Below are 18,286 nucleotides of genomic sequence, written 5' to 3'. Positions count from 1 at the left end.
GCCGGGCGGGGTTTCTTTCGCCGGTCAGCGACGTTGGTCACGTACGGCGCCGCGCCGAGGAGTACACGCCGCATGCCAGCCGACGATGCCGTAGCCGCCCGCGCCCCCGCGCAGGTCCCGCCGCCCCTCGTCCCGGGCCTGCGCGGCCTCTTGACCCTTGCGGTCGGCGTCGTCCTCGTCGCGGCGCTCTACTTCGGGCGCGAGGTGTTCATCCCCCTCGTACTGGCCGTGCTTCTCAGCTTCGTCCTCGGGCCGGTCGTCAACCTGTTGCGGAGGGCCAAGCTCGGGCGGGTGCCTTCCGTCATCGTCGCGGTCCTCCTGGCCCTGGGAGTCCTCGGCGGCATCGGCGCCGTCATCGGCACCCAGGTCGCGGGGCTCGCCAGCAACCTTCCGCAGTACCAAGCCACCGTGCAGAAGAAGGTCGCCGGGCTCCAACAGGGCTGGCTCGGTGAGGCGAACAAGCTTCTCCAGAAATTCAATCACCAAGTCCACGACGCCACCCAGAAGGCCGACGCCGCCGGCACCACCGCCGCAACCGGACCGGCGGGCGAAACGCCCAAGGCGCAACTCGTGCGGGTCGAACAGCCCGAACCCTCGCCCCTGGCGCTGGCCGAGAAGGTCCTGGGGCCCATCGTCTCGCCGCTCACGGACGTGGGCATCGTTCTGGTCGTGGTCGTGTTCCTCCTCCTGCAGCGGGAGGACCTGCGCAACCGCATGATCCGCCTTTTCGGGTCGAGCGACCTGCACCGCACGACGGTGGCGATGGACGATGCGGCCGGCCGGCTCGGGACCTACTTCCTGGCACAGCTCGGCATGAACGCCGCCTTCGGCGTCATCGTCGGGGTCGGCCTCTGGTTCATCGGTGTGCCCAACCCGCTCTTGTGGGGCGTGTTCTCGGCCATCATGCGCTTCGTCCCCTATATCGGCGCCATCGCCTCCGGCGTCCTGCCCGTGGCCCTGGCGGCCGCGGTCGATCCGGGCTGGTCGATGGTCATCGCCACCGCGGCGCTGTTCCTGATCGCCGAGCCGCTCTTCGGGCAGGTGATCGAGCCGCTGCTCTATGGACATTCCACTGGGCTCTCGCCCTTCGCGGTGATCGTCTCGACCTTGTTCTGGGGCTTCCTGTGGGGGCCCATCGGCCTGATCCTGGCCACCCCGTTCACCGTCTGCCTCGTCGTGCTGGGCCGGCACGTCGACAGCCTGGAGTTCTTCGACGTCCTGCTGGGCGACCGGCCGCCGCTGACCCCGGTGGAGAACTTCTACCAGCGCATGCTGGCCGGCGACCCGGACGAGGTGCGGGACGTCGCCGAGGCCATGCTGAAGGAGCGCTCGCTATCCTCGTACTACGACGAGGTGGCGCTCAAGGGCCTGCAACTCGCCGCCAACGATTTTGCACGCGGTGTGGTGACGCCCGCGCAACTGGACAACATCCGCGCCTCGGCCCGCTCGCTGGTGGAGGACTTCGAGGACCATCCTGACGCTGAGCCGGCGCGAGACGACAAGGCCGTCAATCCGAATGAGACGCCCACGCTTGCCGAGCGGACCCACACGAAGACCGAGGCCGTGCCGGGACAGGCACCGCCTCGCGACGCCCTGCCGGAGGAATGGCGCGGGGAGGCGCCCGTTCTGTGCGTCGCCGGCCGCGGCCCACTCGACGAAGCGTCCTCGGCGATGCTGGCCCAGTTGCTGCGCAAGCACGGGCTCGGCGCGCGCGTGACGCCCTACCAGACCGTCTCGCGCGAGGGCATCCGAGACCTCAACCTGGCCGGCGTCGCGATGATCTGCATCTCCTACCTCGACATCACCGGGAACCCGGCGCACCTGCGTTATATGCTTGAGCGGATGAAACGTCGGGCGCCGGGCGTCCCGGTGCTCGTGGGACTTTGGCCGGTGGGAGAGAGGGTGCTCACCGACGCTGCGCTCGGTCGGGAGGTCGGCGCAGACGCCTACGTGTCCTCGCTCCGCGACGCCGTCGAGGCATGCCTAAGGGAGGCGGATGGCTCGAACCACGATCCGTCCGTTCCGTCTCCTCGACCCACTCTCGCCGTCGTCGCCTGACGGGCCAGCCTAAACCGGCTCGGAAACATCGCCCTGGCTTCCGCCCTACAGTTCGGTCGCGAAGGGCCCGCGGAACGGTTTGGCGCAGCCCGCCGTCTCTGGTCCGTGGTCGGCAATATTCCGGCCTGAGGGAGACCTTCGATGATCCGCACATCTATGCTGGCCATGCTCGGCGCACTGACCCTGGCAGGCGGCGCCATCGCAACCTCCTCTGCCGCCCTAGCCGATCCGCCTTGGGCCCGCGGCGAGCGTGGCTTCCGTCACGGTGGCCCGCCGCCCTGGGCTCCGGCGCACGGATATCGCCGCCACCGTGAGTTCGGCAGCTACGGTCGCAGGGACGTTCGCATCTACGAGGGGCGGCGCTACGGCGGCTACCGGGGCTACGACGGTTACAGTCGCTACTGACCCCTCGGTCGCGACGGAAGGACCGTCGCGCCGGCTTTCCTATGCTCACCTGATCTTGGAATTCGCCTTCGTCCGGTCCGACGGCGGCATTGTCGATAGGTTCACACCGGGCGGTCGCCACTCGGTCATGAGCCGCCCGGTTCAAGTGACGACGTCGCTCCGATCCGGGGCAGATGCCGCTGGTTGGCTCAGCGAAGAGTGAACCAAACACATTCCCAACGTTAAACTGCCGTTCATTTGGGCTGATCGTATAAATACGCATCATCAACGCGGAACGGTTTTCTTATTCCGTCCGTTTTTGGTGCGTTAACAAGAACAGTCGGGAGTTTTACATGCTGAAGAACGTTCGCGTTGCCGCGCTTGCGGCCACCTTCGTCGTCGGCGGCGCGGCGATGGCGCTCGCCCAGTCCTCCTCGACCGTGGGCACTGGCGGCTCCTCGGCCGGCGGCGGCACCAGTTCCTCGACCGTGGGCACCGGCGGCTCGTCGGCGAGCGGCGGCACGAGCTCGTCGACCGTCGGGACGGGCGGCTCCTCGGCCGGCAAGGGCACCAGCGGTACGTCCTCGACCGTGGGCACCGGCGGCTCGACCGCAGGCAAGGGCACCAGCGGTTCGTCGGTGGGCACGGGTGGCTCGTCGTCCGGGATGTCGGACGGCATGGGCAAGTCCGGCAGCGCCCCAGGCCATGACCGGAGCGGCCCCGGCAACTCCGAGAACGCGCCCGGCCACAACAAGCGCTGAGCCCCCGACGGGTGAAAGCATCGGGCGCGGTCCGTGAGGATCGCGCCCTCCTTGTTTTCGAGGAGACCGGACCATGTCTCGCTTGCCCATGCCGCTCCTCTGCGGCGCCTTCGTCCTCGTCGGCTCGTTCGCAGGCCACGCCCAGACCAGCACGGTCACGACCGGCCCGAACGGCGTTTCGGGAAGTACCACCGTCACCACCGGCCCGAACGGCAAGCCGTGCAAGGTCGTGCATTCGGACGACGCGAGGAACACCGGCACGATGACGAGCTCGGTCACGGCCGGTCCGGGCGGGGTCAGCAGTTCGACCACAGGCGGCACCTCAGTGACCACGAGGTCCGGCAACGGATCGACCAGCAGCTCTGCGTCCAGCCCGGTTCCGGCGGCACCACCATGACGACGACCGGCGACGGCGATTGCGTCGTCACCGTCCCGAAGGGGAAGTGAGGTTCACATGACCATTAAACACATCATTCCGCTCACGGCCCTCGGGTTTCTCGTGGCCCCGACGCTCGCGATGGCCCAGTCCAGCGCCACCGGGGGTTCGGCCGGCTCGGCCGCCGTCGGCGGAACCTCGGCCTCGACGGTCGGGACCGGAGGCACCTCGACCGGGGCCAACGGCTCGACCGGCTCGTCCCTCGCCACGGGCGGCAGCGCCGCCGGCGGTAAGACGATGGACCGCTCGCACGTCAACGGGACGGGGAACGGCGGGCTCAACGGCCAGGCGAAGGCCATGGCTCACGACGGCGGCACGTTCTCGAAGTCCCACACGCAGACCAAGGTTCGCGACGGGGAAGTCGAGTCCCGCACCAAGACCATGTCGCACGAGCCCGGCTCGAAGCCGGTGAAGTCGACCACCACGACAGGTCGGTGACCGGTCCGGCCGCTTGTGTGACCCATGCGCCCCGGAGGCTCGATCCGCCGGGGCGCGATCCCTAACATCGAGATGGGGCGCCGCGGGAAGACCGATGCGGCCTGGTCACTCAGCGGTTCGAGTGCTCGCGCAACCTCCGCGAGACGTCCGTGTTGTCGACCGCACCAGCAGAACGCACCGCCTCCCTGAGGCGGCCTCGCGTCGGCGAGCGCACCAGCCCCCGCCAGCGAGGCGTCCATGACCGATCCGACGCCGCTGCCATCCGAGGTCGGGAACGTCCGTCGTCTCGACGCCCTGCACGACTATGCCATCCTCGACACGCCACCCGAACAGGGGTTCGACGACATCGTCGAACTGGCGCGCCTGACCTGCGGGGTTCCCGTGTCCCTCGTCAGCCTCGTGGCCGGCGACCGGCAGTGGTTCAAGGCCCGCTCGGGCTTCGATCCCTGCGAGACCACGCTGGACAAGTCGGTCTGCGCGCACGCCCTGGCCGAGCCGGACCTCCTGGTCATTCCGGACCTGACGCTGGACCCACGGACGCGCGACAACCCGCTCGTCACCGGCGAACCGCATCTGCGCTTCTACGCCGGGGCACCCCTGCAGGCGCCGGGAGGCGAGCGCCTCGGCAGCCTGTGTGTGATCGACCTAGAGCCGCGCCCTGCCGGGCTCACGGAGTCCCAGGAAACGGCCCTGCGGGCGCTGGCCGGTCAGGTCATGACCCAGATGAACCTGCGCCGGGCCATGGCCGAGCGCGAGCGCGTCCTGGCAGGCCAAGCGGCGTTGATCGCGCAGCAGAATGCGCTGATCTCAACCCAGGCCGCCATCACCCGGGCGAACGGCGACCGGGACGTCATCCTCGACGTCCTTGTGGCCGGTGCGATGGAGGCGGTGCCTCAGGCCGAGGGCGGCGTCATCGAGATCCGCGAGGGTGACGAACTCGTCTACCGCTCGACGCGCGGGACGCTCGCGGACCACGCGGGACTCCGGGTGCCGGTCGATGGCAGCCTGTCTGGCTATTGTCTCAGGACCTCGAAGCCGGTGCTGTGTCCGGACGCCACTCTGGACCCCCGGGTCAGGCAGGAGCTCATCCCGATGCTCGCCCTGCGGTCCGCCGTGTGCGTGCCCATCACTCGCGGGAACGAGACCATCGGCGTCCTGAAGCTCCAGTCGAGCCGCCCCGACGCCTTCACGGGCAGGGAGCTTCGCGTCGCCGTCCTCTTCGCCGGGACCGTCCCGGCGGGCTTGGCCGAGGCCGGCGAGGCAGAGGCGCGGCGCGGCATCCGTGCCGGAGAGGCGACCCTGCGCACCGTGATGGAGACGCTGCCCGTCGGCGTGCTGATCGCGCAGGCCCCGTCCGGCCGCATCGTAGGGCACAATGCGCGCGCCGCCGCCATCCTCGGGCACGGGCTGACCCCGGCGCAGCCCGGCGAAGGGCCGGCCCGCTGGGTCGGGTTTCACCCGGACGGGCGCCCCGTCGCCCCCGACGAATGGCCCCTCCTACGAGTGACCCGGAACGGCGAACGCCGTGCCGAACTGGAGGTCGACTACCAACGGGGCGACGGAACGCGCGCCTGGGTAAATTTCACCGGCGCCCCGATGTACGATCACGATGGCCACCAGATGGGTGGCGTGGTGGTCGTCACCGACATCGATGGTCGCAAGCGTGACGAGCTCGACCTCGCCGCCGCCAAGAGGGCCGCCGAGGAGGCCAACCGGGCCAAGAGCGAGTTCCTGGCGAACATGAGCCACGAGCTGCGCACCCCGCTCTCGGCGGTCATCGGCTATTCCGAGATGTTGCAGGAGGAGATGGAGGATCTCGGCCAGGAGGATCTGCTGCCCGACATGCGCAAGATCGAGGCGAACGCGCGCCACCTGCTCGGTCTGATCAACGACGTCCTCGACCTGTCGAAGATCGAGGCGGAGCGGATGGAGACCTACGTCGAGGACTTCGCGGTCGAAACCGTGGTCCGCGACGTCGCCTCGACCGTGGAAGCCCTCGTCGCCCGCAAGGGCAACACGCTGACCCTCGACCTCGGCACTGACCTCGGCGAGGCGCGCACCGACGTGACCAAGTTGCGCCAGTGCCTGATCAACCTCCTGAGCAACGCGGCCAAGTTCACCGATGGCGGGCAGGTCACGCTGTCGGCGGCGCGGGACGAACGAGATGGCGCGGCCTGGCTGACGTTCTCGGTCTCAGATACCGGCATCGGCATGTCGCCGGAACAGCAGTCGCGGCTGTTTGAGCGCTTCACCCAGGCCGACGCATCGACCACGCGCAGGTTCGGCGGCACGGGCCTCGGCCTGTCCCTCACCCGGGCGTTCGCGGGAATGCTGGGCGGGGACATCGCGGTGGCAAGCGCACCGGGGCGGGGCACGACCTTCACGGTCTCGGTGCCAACGCGCATCACCGGCACGAACGACGAGGTCCCCTCTGCAATCGACGATGCGGGCCCCATCACCGTGGATGCGGCCGCCGACGGTGTCGTCCTCGTGGTGGACGACGACGCGGCGACGCGGGAGCTCCTGGCCCGCTTCCTGGAGCGGGACGGATACCGGGTTGCGGTGGCGGCGGACGGCAAGGAGGGCTTGGACAAGGCCCGGAGCCTCGTGCCGCGCGTCATCCTCCTCGACGTGACGATGCCTCAGATGGATGGGTGGGCGGTCCTGCGCAGCATCCGGCGCGATGCGGCCTTGCACGAGACGCCCGTCGTCATGGTGACGGTTCTTGACGAGCAGAGCCGCGCCTACGCGCTGGGCGCCACCGACTACCTGCAGAAGCCGGTGAACTGGAACGAACTCCACACGGTGATGGACCGGTTCCGCCCTAAGTCCGTCGCGCCAGAGTGAGGCGCGGCTAGAGAGTTTTTTGTAATCCTTGGATCAACAGAAAACTCTCTAACCAATTGTTATTGACGCATTTTCTTGCGCCGAACCGGCGTCCACTTCGGCGGAAAAAGCTTTAGTCGATGACCTCGACGACCCGACGCGTGCGCGGGTCCACCAGCACCGGGTGGTCGTTCACGACGGTGTAGTTATAGCTCGGCAGGGCGAACTCCGGGGGCACGTCGTAGTAGACGACACCGTCCTCGGGCAGCACGGTCCCGACCTTCAGGGTGCCCGGATAGGCGAAGGACGGACGCCGCTCGCCCGTGGCGTAGATGCGGAAGCGCTCACGCCGGTCGATACCGAGGATGCCATTGGCCGTGCCCACCGCCGCACCGACCGCACCGCCGACGACGGCGCCCAGCGGCCCAGCGATCATCTCGCCGCGGTTCGCCCCCTCCTGAGCGCCGCGTTCCAGTCCTTGAGCCTGGGCGGCCGCTGCCCATGCCACCATCGCCGCCGCAACGACCAGTCGCACCTTGCCTGCCATCTTCCATTCCCCCCTGATGCCGGTAGGCCCGGCATCGTCGTTGACTGTCGGTCCGACGGTTTAACGGCCGCCGGTCATGGCCCGCACGGGTGCGCCGGCCAAGTCGACCGTCGAGCCGACCGTGTCCCGCAGGCCGGAGCCGACGTTGGACAGGTGCTCGCCGTAGGTCTCGCGCGTCTGCGGGTCGACGATGGCCACCGGAGCCGCGACCGCGAGGGCTGCACCGGTCGCGACCGTGGAGGCGGCCCCGGCCGCCGTGCTGACCAGCTTGTCCCCGAAGCCGACCTGCCCGTCGGAGATCGGCTGGCCGTCCGCGAGGCGCTTGCCCAGCAGCGCGACGACATCGCCAGAGGCGAACTTGCCGTGGTTCAGTGGATCGTCGCCCTTCACCGTAGAGAGGTTCAGGACGCTGATGTTCTGGCGCTCCAACTCGGACCGGTAGGGCTCGGCGTTCGGATCGATGGCGCCCAGCCGGATGCTGTCGCCCCAGACCAGCCGGGAGACGGCCAGGGCCTGGTCGTCACCGGACACCATCAGGGTCAGTCGCGGCCGGTTCGAGCCCATATCGCGAAAAGCCTCGCGGGCGAGGTCCATGTCGACGTCGGGCGCTGCGAGGATGACGTTGCGGATCTTGGGTGCCACGCGCCGATCGCGGATGGCCATCTGGCGCAGGCTCTCCAGCGTCAGCCAGTTGCCCATCGAGTGGGCCAGAACCGTAACCTCGCCGACGTTCGGGTCCTTGGCGAGATCCCGCAGCAGGGTCTCCAGGCCGTTGCGCGAGAAGTTCGTGCTCTCCCGGTCATAGCCATAGGCGAGGACCGACCCCTTGGACGGCCAGGTGAACAGCACCGGGGCGACCTCGGCCCCGGAATCGTGGACGATCTGCGCGAAGCGGAAGACGGCGTCCTCGAACTTGTTGTTGAAGCCGTGCACGAACACCAGCACGTGGCGCTTGGCCCCGCGCCGGACGGCCCGGCCGGTCCAGGCCGCGACCTTCGCGCGCTCGACCGGCTCGGCGCGCAGGGCAACGAAATCGGTGGCCGGATTGCCGGGGAGCGACTTCGGCCACTGCACGGAGCCGGGCTGGCGCGTGGCATCGGGCGGGATGGAGACGGCGAGGTCCGTGTAGGTGACGGCGTCGCCACGTTCACCGGAGAACAGCACGCCGCGGTCGCTCGCCGACTTGCGGGTCGTCGCCACCAGCATGTCGACCCGTGACGTCCCGGGGACGGTCTCGACGGAGGCGACGGGAAGCAGCACTCCGGTCGGACGACCGGCGCAACCGGCCAGGAGGGTGAGGGCAGCGGCAGCTACGATGCCCCGGACGACTCCACGTGACCCCACAAACGTCCCGTACACCGGCGTCCCCCGACAAACCTCGACAAGGCAGGGCGGGAAAATGGTTTACCAATTCCTACCCGGACCCGGGTGCCACCCGATTGCGGCGACCTCGGGTCCGGCCATCGCCGGCTGAATCCCTAGTCGATGATCTCGACGATGCGACGGCTGCCGGGTTCGACGAGAACGGGGCGCTCGTTGACGATGGTATAGCGATAGCCGCTCACACCGTACTCGGCCGGTACCTCGCAGTAGGTCACGCCGTCCGAAGGCAGGACGGTGCGAACGCGGACTTGATCGCCGAAGGTGTACGAGGGCTACCTGGTTTGGCGATGTCGCTGGACCGGATCGCCGCGAAGGCCTCGTCGGCGGCCCTCAGCCCGCTGTCATGGGCTCCGTGGGCGGTCGTGAAGTCGAAGGGGTGTGTCGCCTCGCCGGCGAAAAAGAGGCGGTCCTCGAAGGGCCGGGCCAGCCGCGTCCGCGCACCGGAACGGCCGGGCAGAGCGCAGCTATATGCACCGCCGATGAACCCCAACCGGGACCATGAGGTCGCCGCCAGTGGACGAATTGCCGACGCCACGCCGCTACCGAACAAGGTTGCCAACTCCGCCGACACGAAGGCGAAACCGGCGGCCGGGCCCTCTTCCGCAACGATGCGTGCGCCTTCGCCCCCAAGGAATGCCTCTATCACCGGCCAACCGTTCGGCCGGATGGAATAGGCAGCGGATCTCGGGTCGTGCAGATTGCCGTAGGCGTGGCTGTCCGTTCCAAACGCGCTGTTGCGCCCGATCTCCAAAAAATCTTCTCATTACACCCGAGCGGCAGTGAGGCCGCTGCCTCGCGCCATGGTTCGACCCCGGACGGAAGGCGAATCGCGTCGCCAGCCAGGACCGCGGTCGAGACCGTCAGGATGGCTGCCCCGGCGCGGACGGTGCCCGCGCGGGTGATCACCACGACGCCATCCGTCGTCAGGTCGATCCGCTCGGCGGGAGTAGCCAGCCGGACCGACGCCGAGGATGGCAGGCTGGCAGCGACCAGCGTGCCGTAGCCTTGAGGCAGATGCCAGTTTCTGCCCGTCGAGGCATCGTCGTAGGTCAGGTAGTCGGTCGCGGAGATTTGCTCGGGCGCGACGCCGCTCATGAAGCCGGCGATCGCCCGTACGTAGCCGTTCCAGGCGCCGCCGGGCTCAAGGGCATCGCTCGCCCGGTCGCTGCCTGAGGCGAGGTCTCGAAGGCGCCCCTCCCAGTCGCTGTAAGCCTTCCAGGCCGCCTCCTGATCGCCCTTGTTCTCGACCACAGAAGGATGGGCCTTTGCCCAAGGCGGTTCGCCGCGGTCGACAGGAAAGCCCAGGGACTCGGCGATGTCGACCCACGCGTTGCGGTCGCCCGAGTGCAGCCACTCGCAACCCAGATCGAGCGGGAGGCCGCCGAAGTCCTGGGTGTACGCGCGGCCCCCGAGCCGCGACGAGGCTTCGAGTAGCAGGGACGAGGCGCCACGGGCTGCTAATCTTCGCGCGGCGCCGATGCCGGCGGCGCCGCCCCCCACGATGACGACGTCGAATTCGCTTTTCATGATGCCAAAGTGTGGGCGGTCGAACTGGCTTCCAAGGTAGCAGCGGCCATTAAGACCGCGGCTTCAAGACTTCAGGCGTTCGTCAGGCCGCGAGCCGCCTCGCCGGCTCCGGCCGCCCGTTGGAGGACATGGCCGAAACCGGCATCGCAGGCGGTGCCGTTGTCGCCGCTTGCGCCATAGGCCCCGCCGGGCAAGGAGCTAGCTTCATGCGAGGTTAGGAGCACGCAGACCGGGTCGAGTTCCACCGGCTGGCCGGGATGGCCCAGGGGCACCTCGAGGCCGAACTTCTCGCCGTTGTCCTGAAGCTGTGGGTGAAGTCGGCACCTTCCCGGGCGAAAGCGATGGCGGCGAAGCGATCAATGCCGCTATCCGCACCGGTCACGAGGGCCATGCGCCCTTCCTGCCGCCCCTGTCCCCGATAGCTGGTCTCGCCACGGTCGGGCTTCGGCTTCATCGCCAGCACGAGGCCCGGCGCGTGCCGCCGTTCGGATCGCCCCCAAGCCGTTGATAAGCGAATTGATGAAGGCCTCTACGGCTGCTCTCCGTGCGCAAACCGGATGATGCGCTCCGACCGATTGGGCCGTCGGTCCAATTGCCTTTGGATCAGGTCATGGCCGAGCCGAGGTGCCCAGGCCCGAAAAGACCCGTCAAGCCAACGTAGCTCGAACCAAGGTGTACTTAATCCGTTCTCGCTGTGCCACCCGATGGCAGTGTCTCTCGCGGGGACTCCGGCAGAGAAGGTGCCGTCCGCGACCTTCGTGTCGCTCGCGCGCGCTCTTGAGAAGCCGACCTGCGTCGCTCTTCGCGTAGAACCTCGATAGTTGGCTGCCACCAACCCCGAGCGAATTCGGGTTCACCCGGCGCCTCTTTCGCTGGCCAAGTCCGGACGAGTTCCTCGTGGGTCGGTCTGCGGCTGCTGGCCCAGATCAACGTCCCGTTATCGGTCGACACACCCGGGTAGAAGCGGGTAGCGACCGTGGCATCGACAACCTCGCCGGAGATCGCCTCGAATACCAGACCCCCCGCATGGGTCATCAGAACCTGCCCCAGCGGCGGTAGCGCGTCCTCGGGGACGGGATATCGCTTGTGGCGGCGTTCGGCGGCCTCGGCCAACCTGTCTGCATGTTCCGCAGATCCCCTACGGCTCTCTTCGCGTTTTCGCCTTTCCTCGGGTTCGGACCGGCGTGCAGCCTGCTCGATTACCGGCCAACGACGGCGCAGTTCGTCCAGCGACCGGAAAGGGACGCGCCAAGCCTTCGATGCCGGGTCCCAGCGAGCCCATGGCACCTGCCTCAACTCTGAGACGACGTCGCGGGAATAAGGGGTTCGAACTACAAGCTCGTCGGCGAGCTCGAGATAGTCGCTGATGATCGGTTCGAATGCGAATGCGTCACGGCCGCGCTCGTCGGCGTAGGCAAGAACCCCCGACCATTCGCGGCTCGACCAAGCGTTCAGGCGTCGCTCAGCCGAGGTGCCCGGCACGAACCAAACGCCAAGGTCGTCACGCCATCGCGCGCGCGGGAACGCTGCCCGGAACCGCTCAACGGTCATCCGATCATACGGGAAAGACGCAACCGCTCCGGCTCTACCATCGGCAGCGTCCCGCTGCGTCGCGTTGAACTGCTCTTTCTCCCCGGTCATCTCTCGACCCATGGCGCCTCTCAGCGAAGTGCCTCGCATCGGCGATTGGATTCGAACGTCGTGCGTGGCCACGGGTTTCCGCACTGAGGACTTTTCGCCTGAGCCTCCCGGCATTCCCGAGGCGGACGGGCGTCTCTGAGCGTTCCTCTTGGTGCCATGGCTGATGTCGGACCGTCCTTTCGGAAGGCTGCATCGCCAACATCGCGTTATCAGCCGCCGGTGCAGCCGCCTGGCGAACCGCCGTGTTAACGGACTGGCGGGAAAGCGCTGTGATGGTGTTCGGCAGAAGCGACCACCAAGGTCGCTAGTCCAGCTGCGACGGCATCCTCCACGAGCCCCTTGGCGCGTCCGGAGTTCGTTTGCGAGTCCGATCCCCGTGCAGAGCGGCCGATGATCGTGCCGACAACCGCACCCGCCACACCTGACAAAGCCCCGATCTCGGGTGACGCATGGCGGCCAGCCAACGCCCACCCGCCGATCGCTCCTATTGCTAGGCGGAAAGCGAAAGACGGTGAGATACGGCGGTCGGGAGCGAACGGCATCTTGTCACCCGCCATCTCGGCCAGTGCCGCAGCGGTGGCGAGGGTGCGAGCACCCGTACCGTTTGGGATCAGTTCGCCGCGGGTGCGCCCGTCCGAGGCGGCCCAGGACAGCGCGGCGCAAGCCGTCATGCTGCGCATGCCTGTCACGAAGCCAACGCCGAACGAGGTTACATATGCCTGCATCGTGCCTGCCCTTCTGACGGGACGTGACCTTTGGATGCAAGGGTGCACCACCGCCCGGCGTTCCCTTCACGCTGACGGGAAGTGGGGAAGCAACGTCTTGAGACTGTGCTGAGGCGACCGCGGAGACCCTTCACGCGTGGGAGGAACGTCCGTATCCGCCGGTGTAAGCCGACGTCGATCGGGCATTGAGGCGAGCTGCAATGTTCCGTTCTTGTTTCAGGGCACGAGAATGAACCGGCCTGAAAGGGAATCTGGGGTAATCCGGGGTGACGAGGCGGGGGCGTTGAGGTACTGCTTCCCTAGGCGTTTTCGCTCTGTCGGGCCTGTAGCTCAATGGTTAGAGCCGACCGCTCATAACGGTCTGGTTGTAGGTTCGAGTCCTACCGGGCCCACCATTCCACCTCGTGAGGCCGGTGGTGGAATAAGATACTGACAGCAAGCCTGCTTCCTGGTCACTTTGGCACTGGGTTGATGAACCCGTGACAGGCTTGCGCAAATCATACCGCTCAACGGCAGCTTTCATGCGCGCATGCGGATGCTTCTTGACGCGGTTGGAGCGCTCGACCTGCGGAGGACGGCCAGAGGCCTGAGCGGCAAGCCCCGTTTGCTGCGGTTTGGCGTTTCCGTTCGTTGTTGAGGCGAGCGCGAGGGTTCGCCCAGCGTCGCTGAAAACGACTGAAACACGGTCATCCTGCCATCAAGAATCCCACGCTATAGGGGGCCGCCGCGATGTTGCGGCCCGGGATGCAAGGGTGATGGACGGCGGGGCTGTGACGATCAGAGAGGTGGCGGCGCAAGCCGGCTGCTCCATCGCAACGGTCAGCCGCGTCGCGACGGGCAATGGCCCCGTGAGCGGGCCCATGCAGAAGCGCGTAGTGCAGGCAGCGCTGCAACTCGGCTTTCCCCTCTCGCCCGCCCGCGACGCCCGGCGCGCCGTCCTCGGCGTCCTCGTGCCAAGCCTTACGAATCCGGTCTTCGCGGGTGTCGTGGCCGGCGTGGAGCAAGCGGCTCAGGCCAATGGATTGTCGGTTATCCTGGCACAGACGCATTACGACACCGCCCGGGAGGTCGGCATCGTGGCGGCCCTCATCGCCGAAGGCCCGGTCGGGCTCGTCATGACGGTGTGTAATCCGGCCACCAGCGAGGCCCTGGCGCAGGTCGTCCGCCAGCGACTGCCCGCCGCCACCGTGTACAACGAGAATGTCCCGGCCGGGCTCGGCGCCGTCTCCATTGACAACCGGGCTGCGATGCGGCGCCTCACGGAGGAGCTGATCGCCCTCGGTCACCGGTCGATTCTGTTTGTCGGCGGGCGTTTCGCTTCCTCGGACCGCGCGGCCTGCCGCTACGCGGGGTTTTGCGAGGCGATGGCGGCGGCGGGGCTGCCTGCACTCCCAGCGCAGGAGGTCGATTTCATCGAGGCGGCTGAGGATATCGACATGTCGTCGGCCTTTCAGACGCTCGAGCCCACGGCTATCGCCGTCTCAAACGATCTCCTCGCCATGACCGTGATCTCCTCCCTGCGGCGAATGGGCTTGCGCGTGCCCGAGGATGTCTCGGTCACGGGGTTCGACGGCATCGACATGGCCCGGCACATGTCGCCCCGGCTCACCACCATCGCCCAGCCCTCGCGGACCATGGGCGTGCTCGCCGCCTCGATGGTGCTCGGCATCGCCCGGGCCGGGCATGCGCCGAGCCACCTGCGTGCGGATTTTACCTTCACCCCCGGCGAGACCATCGCCCCCTATCGCCGGGACCGGCGCTCCTTCCCCCTCCCCACGCAGCAGGACCGATCCAGTCATGATGCTTAAAGGCACCTTCGCCAGCCTCGCAATCCTTGCCGGGCTCGCCTTCGCCACCGCCAGCCCGGCGAAGGCCGCGGATGTCATCTGCTACAATTGCCCTCCGGAATGGGCCAATTGGGGTCAGATGTTGAAGGACATCAAGGCCGACCTCGGCATCGACATCCCGGCCGACAACAAGAATTCCGGCCAAGCGATCGCGCAGATCATCGCCGAGAAAGCGAGTCCCGTCGCCGACATCGCCTATCTCGGCGTCAATGCCGGCATCGCCGCTGCAGGCCAGGACCTTTCGCAGGCCTGGAAGCCCGCGCGATTCGATGAGATCCCTAAGGGGCTGAAGGATCCGCAGGGCCGTTGGTGGACAGTTCACCAGGGCACGCTCGGCTTCTTCGTCAACGTCGATGCGCTGAACGGCGCCCCGGTCCCCGCTTGCTGGGCCGACCTGAAGAAGCCCGCCTATGACGGGCTCGTCGGTTATCTCGATCCGACCTCGGCGGCGGTGGGCTACGTATCGTCCGTGGCGGTGAACCTCAGCCTCGGCGGTAGCCTCGACAACTTCACCCCGGCGATCGACTTCTTCAAGGCGCTGTCCAAGAACAACGCCATCGTCACCAAGCAGACCTCCTACGCCCGCGTGGTCTCCGGCGAGATCCCGATCCTGCTTGACTACGATTTTAATGCCTACCGGGCGAAGTATACGGAGAAGGGCAAATTCGCCTTCGTGCTCCCCTGCGAGGGCAGTGTGAGCTTCCCCTACGTCATGACGCTGGTGAAGAACGCCCCGCACACTGAGAAGGCGCGGAAGGTCCTGGACTACCTGCTCTCCGACAAGGGCCAGGCCTTCTGGGCGAAGGCCTACCTGCGCCCGGCCCTGCCGATCGCCATGCCCCAGGACATCGCCGACAAGTTCCTGCCCGCAAGCGATTACGAACGGGCGAAGGCCGTCGATTGGGCCAAGGCGCAGGCCGCGCAGAAGGCCTATTCAGAGCGCTACCTCGCCGAGGTGCGCTGAGCCATCGGCCGTCGCCGTCAGCGCGACGGCGGCCGTCTCTACCTTCCGCTTTCCCGTCCCCCTTCTCCCGAGACGTCCCGTGCGCACCCGGCGCTTCGATCTGCTGCTGATCCTGCCGCTTGTGATTTTCACGCTCGCGTTCCTCGTCCTGCCGTTGGTGCGGCTGGGGGCGGCGGCGGCCGGGGGCGAGCGGGGGGCGATGGCCTTCCTCGCCATCCTCACGGAGCCCCGCTACCGCACGAGCCTGATCGCGACGCTTCTGCTCTCCCTGGCGACTACGGCTGCGACGCTGGCCATCGCGACCGTCGCCGCGCAGACCCTCGCCAACCGGCGCTTCTTCGGGCGGGGGCTGCTCCTGTCGCTCCTGACCTTCCCGCTCGCCTTCCCCGGCGTCGTCGTCGGCTTCATGGTGATCCTGCTGGGCGGGCGGCTCGGCCTCGTCGGCACCGTCACGAAGGCCGTGGCGGGGACGAACGTCGTCTTCGCCTATTCTTTGACCGGGCTGTTCGTCGGTTATTTGTACTTCTCGGTGCCGCGGGTGCTGCTGACGATCCTCGCAGCGGCGGAAAAGCTCGATCCGGCCCTGGTGGAAGCCGCCCGTTCCCTCGGTGCGGGGCCGCTCGCGATCCAGCGGGACGTGGTGCTGCCCGCCCTGTTCCCGGCGCTCTACACCGGCGGTGCCCTCTGCTTCGCGACCGCCATGGGCGCCTTCGGCACCGCCTTCACCCTGGCCACGAATGTCGATGTAGTGCCGATGCTGATCTATACCGAGTTCACCCTTGCGACGAACGCGGCGATGGCGGCTGCGCTTTCCATCGCGCTCGGCCTCGTCACCTGGGCGGTCCTGGCGCTCGCCCGCCTGCGCACGGCGGGGGTCTGAGATGGGCCGCCGTTGGACGACTTGGACGGGGGTCGGGCTCACGGCCCTCCTGACCCTGTTCCTGATCCTGCCCGTGATCCTGTCGATCGTGGCGGGCCTGAGCGTGAACTATGCACGCGGCCTCTCCTACGGCCTGACGCTGGCCTGGGTCGGCCAGGTCTGGGACCTCTACGCCGACACGATCCTGAGGAGCCTGATCGTCGCGGTGGCGACGCTGGTGATGACGCTGCTGATCGGCGTTCCGGGGGCCTATGCCCTGGTCCGCCGGGGCGGCCGCACCGCCAGGATCATGGAGGAGATCGTCACCCTGCCGGTGGCCATCCCGGGGCTCGCCTTGGCGCTGGGGCTGATCATCACCTACGGCGGATACGGCACCTTCCGCCAGTCGACCCTGTTCATCGCCGTCGGCCATGTCCTGTTCACGCTGCCCTTCATGCTCCGCGCGGTGATGGCCGTGCTGGAGACCATCGACTGGCGGGTGCTGGACGAGGGGGCGGCGAGCCTCGGCGCTCCGGCCTGGCGGCGGTTCGTGGATGTGATCGTGCCGAATGTCCGTGAGGGCATCCTCGCCGGTTCCCTCACCGTGGTGACGCTCTCTATCGGCGAGTTCAACCTGACCTGGATGATGCACACTCCGACGACCAAGACCCTGCCGGTCGGCCTCGCGGATGCCTACGCCTCGATGAGGCTCGAAATCGCCTCGGCCTATACGCTCGTCTTCCTCGTGATGATCGTCCCCCTGCTCGTCGGCCTGCAGATGGTCGCGGCCCCCCAACGCGAGCGCCTCGGACCATGACACTCACGGCGACCACCGCCCCCCGGCGCGGCGCGGCGATCACGGCGCGCGGCCTCAGCAAGTCCTTTCAGGGCACCACCGTCCTGCACCCGACCGAGTTGCATGTCCCGGCGGGCGAGATCCTCGTCCTTCTCGGGCCCTCCGGCTGCGGGAAGACCACGCTGCTGCGCCTCATCGCCGGGCTCGAACGGCCGGACGGGCCGGACATGCTCCGGTTCGACGGGGAAGACGTCTCCGAGGTGCCGGTGGAACGGCGCAACGTCGGCATGGTGTTCCAGTCCTACGCTCTGTTCCCGAACATGACGGTCGCCGAGAACGTGGCCTACGGCCTGAAGGTGCGCGGCATGGCCCCGGCCGAGCGGAGGATGGAGGCCGCCCGCCTGCTCGCCTTGGTCGGACTAGAGGAGCATGCCGACAAGCGCATCACGGCAATCTCTGGCGGACAGCGCCAGCGCTGCGCGCTCGCCCGGGCGCTCGCGATCAAGCCCCGCGTCCTCCTCCTCGACGAGCCCCTGGCGGCGCTCGACGCGGTGCTCCGCGAGCGGCTGCGCGCCGAGATCGGCCTGCTGTTGCGGGAGTTCGGCATCACCGCCGTCTACGTGACGCACGATCAGGCCGAGGCGATGGCTATCGGCGACCGTATCGCCGTCATGCAGGCAGGGAGGATCGCGCAGATCGACCGGCCGGAGGTGATCTATCACCGGCCTATGACCGACTTCGTGGCCGATTTCGTTGGCACGATGAACCGCCTCACCGGACCCGTCCGCAACGGTCGTCTGATCCTCGATCGCGATGGGACCCGGGCCGACCTGCCGGCCGGTGGGCCGGACCGGGAGGCTACGATCTGCTTTCGTCCCGAGGCGGCACGCCTGCAGGAAAGGCCGGACCAGGGGGATATCCTCGCCCGCATCACCGCGGTTACCTTCTTCGGCGCGACCCAGCGACTTCTCGCGGAGGTGGCCGGGCAAATCCTGCGCCTCGATCTGCCCTCCAAGCTGGCCTTCAGCCCCGGCCAGCTCGCCGCCTTCGACATTGAGGGCAACGCCCTCCTGGAATTTCCACGGACCGCCTGA

General features: G+C 67.8%; 17 protein-coding genes, 1 tRNA gene and 1 pseudogene. 12 read left to right on the top strand and 7 right to left on the bottom strand.

The features are described from left to right. Positions 1-72: 72 nt before the first annotated feature. The 6 genes from ACFQE0_RS15940 (at position 73) to ACFQE0_RS15915 (ending at position 6,924) form a co-directional block, all read left to right on the top strand. Entirely contained in the window at positions 73-2,058 is a 1,986-nt protein-coding gene (locus tag ACFQE0_RS15940) for an AI-2E family transporter (RefSeq protein ID WP_378971330.1), read from the top strand. Between the two features lie 141 nt (positions 2,059-2,199). After that, on the top strand, positions 2,200-2,463 hold the full coding sequence (locus tag ACFQE0_RS15935) for a hypothetical protein (protein ID WP_378971327.1): 264 nt from the start codon (positions 2,200-2,202) through the stop codon (positions 2,461-2,463). Positions 2,464-2,795: 332 nt separating this feature from the next. Then, positions 2,796-3,203: a hypothetical protein gene (locus ACFQE0_RS15930; protein ID WP_378971325.1), complete on the top strand. Its 408-nt coding sequence runs from the start codon at positions 2,796-2,798 to the stop codon at positions 3,201-3,203. Between the two features lie 73 nt (positions 3,204-3,276). Next, entirely contained in the window at positions 3,277-3,600 is a 324-nt protein-coding gene (locus ACFQE0_RS15925) for a glycosyl hydrolase (RefSeq protein ID WP_378971323.1), read from the top strand. A gap of 57 nt (positions 3,601-3,657) precedes the next feature. Next, on the top strand, positions 3,658-4,077 hold the full coding sequence (locus tag ACFQE0_RS15920) for a hypothetical protein (RefSeq protein WP_378971320.1): 420 nt from the start codon (positions 3,658-3,660) through the stop codon (positions 4,075-4,077). Between the two features lie 237 nt (positions 4,078-4,314). Then, positions 4,315-6,924 carry a GAF domain-containing protein gene (locus ACFQE0_RS15915; RefSeq protein WP_378971318.1) on the top strand — a complete coding sequence of 870 codons (2,610 nt, stop codon included), beginning with the start codon at positions 4,315-4,317 and terminating at the stop codon, positions 6,922-6,924. 112 nt (positions 6,925-7,036) lie between these two features. Here the strand turns inward: ACFQE0_RS15915 and ACFQE0_RS15910 are convergent, their stop codons facing one another. From ACFQE0_RS15910 to ACFQE0_RS15880, 7 genes and pseudogenes are all read right to left on the bottom strand, one after another. Beyond that, positions 7,037-7,450 (bottom strand): DUF1236 domain-containing protein, encoded by a 414-nt coding sequence (locus ACFQE0_RS15910; protein WP_378971316.1) that lies wholly within the window; start codon positions 7,448-7,450, stop codon positions 7,037-7,039. A gap of 60 nt (positions 7,451-7,510) precedes the next feature. Then, positions 7,511-8,794 carry an alpha/beta hydrolase gene (locus ACFQE0_RS15905; protein ID WP_378971314.1) on the bottom strand — a complete coding sequence of 428 codons (1,284 nt, stop codon included), beginning with the start codon at positions 8,792-8,794 and terminating at the stop codon, positions 7,511-7,513. Between the two features lie 134 nt (positions 8,795-8,928). Beyond that, positions 8,929-9,048 (bottom strand): DUF1236 domain-containing protein, encoded by a 120-nt coding sequence (locus tag ACFQE0_RS15900; protein WP_378971312.1) that lies wholly within the window; start codon positions 9,046-9,048, stop codon positions 8,929-8,931. Beyond that, positions 9,045-10,360 (bottom strand): annotated as a pseudogene (locus ACFQE0_RS15895) (flavin monoamine oxidase family protein). Before ACFQE0_RS15895 ends, ACFQE0_RS15900 begins: the two are co-directional and overlap by 4 nt. A gap of 71 nt (positions 10,361-10,431) precedes the next feature. Then, positions 10,432-10,632 carry a hypothetical protein gene (locus tag ACFQE0_RS15890; protein WP_378971309.1) on the bottom strand — a complete coding sequence of 67 codons (201 nt, stop codon included), beginning with the start codon at positions 10,630-10,632 and terminating at the stop codon, positions 10,432-10,434. 406 nt (positions 10,633-11,038) lie between these two features. Continuing rightward, a complete protein-coding gene (locus ACFQE0_RS15885) occupies positions 11,039-12,001 on the bottom strand; it encodes a hypothetical protein (protein ID WP_378975502.1) in 963 nt (320 codons plus the stop codon). Between the two features lie 245 nt (positions 12,002-12,246). Then, the gene (locus ACFQE0_RS15880) at positions 12,247-12,726 is read right to left on the bottom strand and encodes a hypothetical protein (protein WP_378971307.1); all 480 of its coding nucleotides are present in this window, start codon (positions 12,724-12,726) and stop codon (positions 12,247-12,249) included. A gap of 319 nt (positions 12,727-13,045) precedes the next feature. Between ACFQE0_RS15880 and ACFQE0_RS15875 the strand changes: the two genes are divergently transcribed. From ACFQE0_RS15875 to ACFQE0_RS15850, 6 genes are all read left to right on the top strand, one after another. Beyond that, positions 13,046-13,121, top strand: a tRNA-Ile gene (locus tag ACFQE0_RS15875). A 360-nt stretch (positions 13,122-13,481) separates the two neighbouring features. Next, positions 13,482-14,534 carry a substrate-binding domain-containing protein gene (locus tag ACFQE0_RS15870; protein ID WP_378971305.1) on the top strand — a complete coding sequence of 351 codons (1,053 nt, stop codon included), beginning with the start codon at positions 13,482-13,484 and terminating at the stop codon, positions 14,532-14,534. Continuing rightward, the gene (locus ACFQE0_RS15865) at positions 14,524-15,537 is read left to right on the top strand and encodes an extracellular solute-binding protein (protein WP_378971303.1); all 1,014 of its coding nucleotides are present in this window, start codon (positions 14,524-14,526) and stop codon (positions 15,535-15,537) included. The genes ACFQE0_RS15870 and ACFQE0_RS15865 overlap by 11 nt, the downstream gene beginning before the upstream one ends. Before the next feature lie 79 nt (positions 15,538-15,616). After that, positions 15,617-16,417 (top strand): ABC transporter permease subunit, encoded by an 801-nt coding sequence (locus ACFQE0_RS15860; RefSeq protein ID WP_378971301.1) that lies wholly within the window; start codon positions 15,617-15,619, stop codon positions 16,415-16,417. 1 nt (position 16,418) lies between these two features. After that, positions 16,419-17,213 carry an ABC transporter permease gene (locus ACFQE0_RS15855; protein ID WP_378971299.1) on the top strand — a complete coding sequence of 265 codons (795 nt, stop codon included), beginning with the start codon at positions 16,419-16,421 and terminating at the stop codon, positions 17,211-17,213. Then, positions 17,210-18,286, top strand: a complete 1,077-nt coding sequence (locus ACFQE0_RS15850) for an ABC transporter ATP-binding protein (RefSeq protein WP_378971297.1) — start codon at positions 17,210-17,212, stop codon at positions 18,284-18,286. The genes ACFQE0_RS15855 and ACFQE0_RS15850 overlap by 4 nt, the downstream gene beginning before the upstream one ends.

It is taken from the genome of Methylobacterium komagatae (genome assembly GCF_042661665.1).
GTDB classification, from domain to species: domain Bacteria; phylum Pseudomonadota; class Alphaproteobacteria; order Rhizobiales; family Beijerinckiaceae; genus Methylobacterium; species Methylobacterium komagatae.
The sequence above is the reverse complement of the archived record's forward strand: the minus strand, read 5'-3'. Positions and strand labels throughout refer to the sequence as shown.

Bases quoted from the DNA above. Each gene is read 5' to 3' on its own strand.
- ACFQE0_RS15940 (WP_378971330.1), top strand. From the start codon at position 73: ATGCCAGCCGACGATGCCGTAGCCGCCCGCGCCCCCGCGCAGGTCCCG.
- ACFQE0_RS15935 (WP_378971327.1), top strand. From the start codon at position 2,200: ATGATCCGCACATCTATGCTGGCCATGCTCGGCGCACTGACCCTGGCA.
- ACFQE0_RS15930 (WP_378971325.1), top strand. From the start codon at position 2,796: ATGCTGAAGAACGTTCGCGTTGCCGCGCTTGCGGCCACCTTCGTCGTC.
- ACFQE0_RS15925 (WP_378971323.1), top strand. From the start codon at position 3,277: ATGTCTCGCTTGCCCATGCCGCTCCTCTGCGGCGCCTTCGTCCTCGTC.
- ACFQE0_RS15920 (WP_378971320.1), top strand. From the start codon at position 3,658: ATGACCATTAAACACATCATTCCGCTCACGGCCCTCGGGTTTCTCGTG.
- ACFQE0_RS15915 (WP_378971318.1), top strand. From the start codon at position 4,315: ATGACCGATCCGACGCCGCTGCCATCCGAGGTCGGGAACGTCCGTCGT.
- ACFQE0_RS15910 (WP_378971316.1), bottom strand. From the start codon at position 7,450: ATGGCAGGCAAGGTGCGACTGGTCGTTGCGGCGGCGATGGTGGCATGG.
- ACFQE0_RS15885 (WP_378975502.1), bottom strand. From the start codon at position 12,001: ATGACCGGGGAGAAAGAGCAGTTCAACGCGACGCAGCGGGACGCTGCC.
- ACFQE0_RS15880 (WP_378971307.1), bottom strand. From the start codon at position 12,726: ATGCAGGCATATGTAACCTCGTTCGGCGTTGGCTTCGTGACAGGCATG.
- ACFQE0_RS15870 (WP_378971305.1), top strand. From the start codon at position 13,482: ATGGACGGCGGGGCTGTGACGATCAGAGAGGTGGCGGCGCAAGCCGGC.
- ACFQE0_RS15865 (WP_378971303.1), top strand. From the start codon at position 14,524: ATGATGCTTAAAGGCACCTTCGCCAGCCTCGCAATCCTTGCCGGGCTC.
- ACFQE0_RS15855 (WP_378971299.1), top strand. From the start codon at position 16,419: ATGGGCCGCCGTTGGACGACTTGGACGGGGGTCGGGCTCACGGCCCTC.
- ACFQE0_RS15850 (WP_378971297.1), top strand. From the start codon at position 17,210: ATGACACTCACGGCGACCACCGCCCCCCGGCGCGGCGCGGCGATCACG.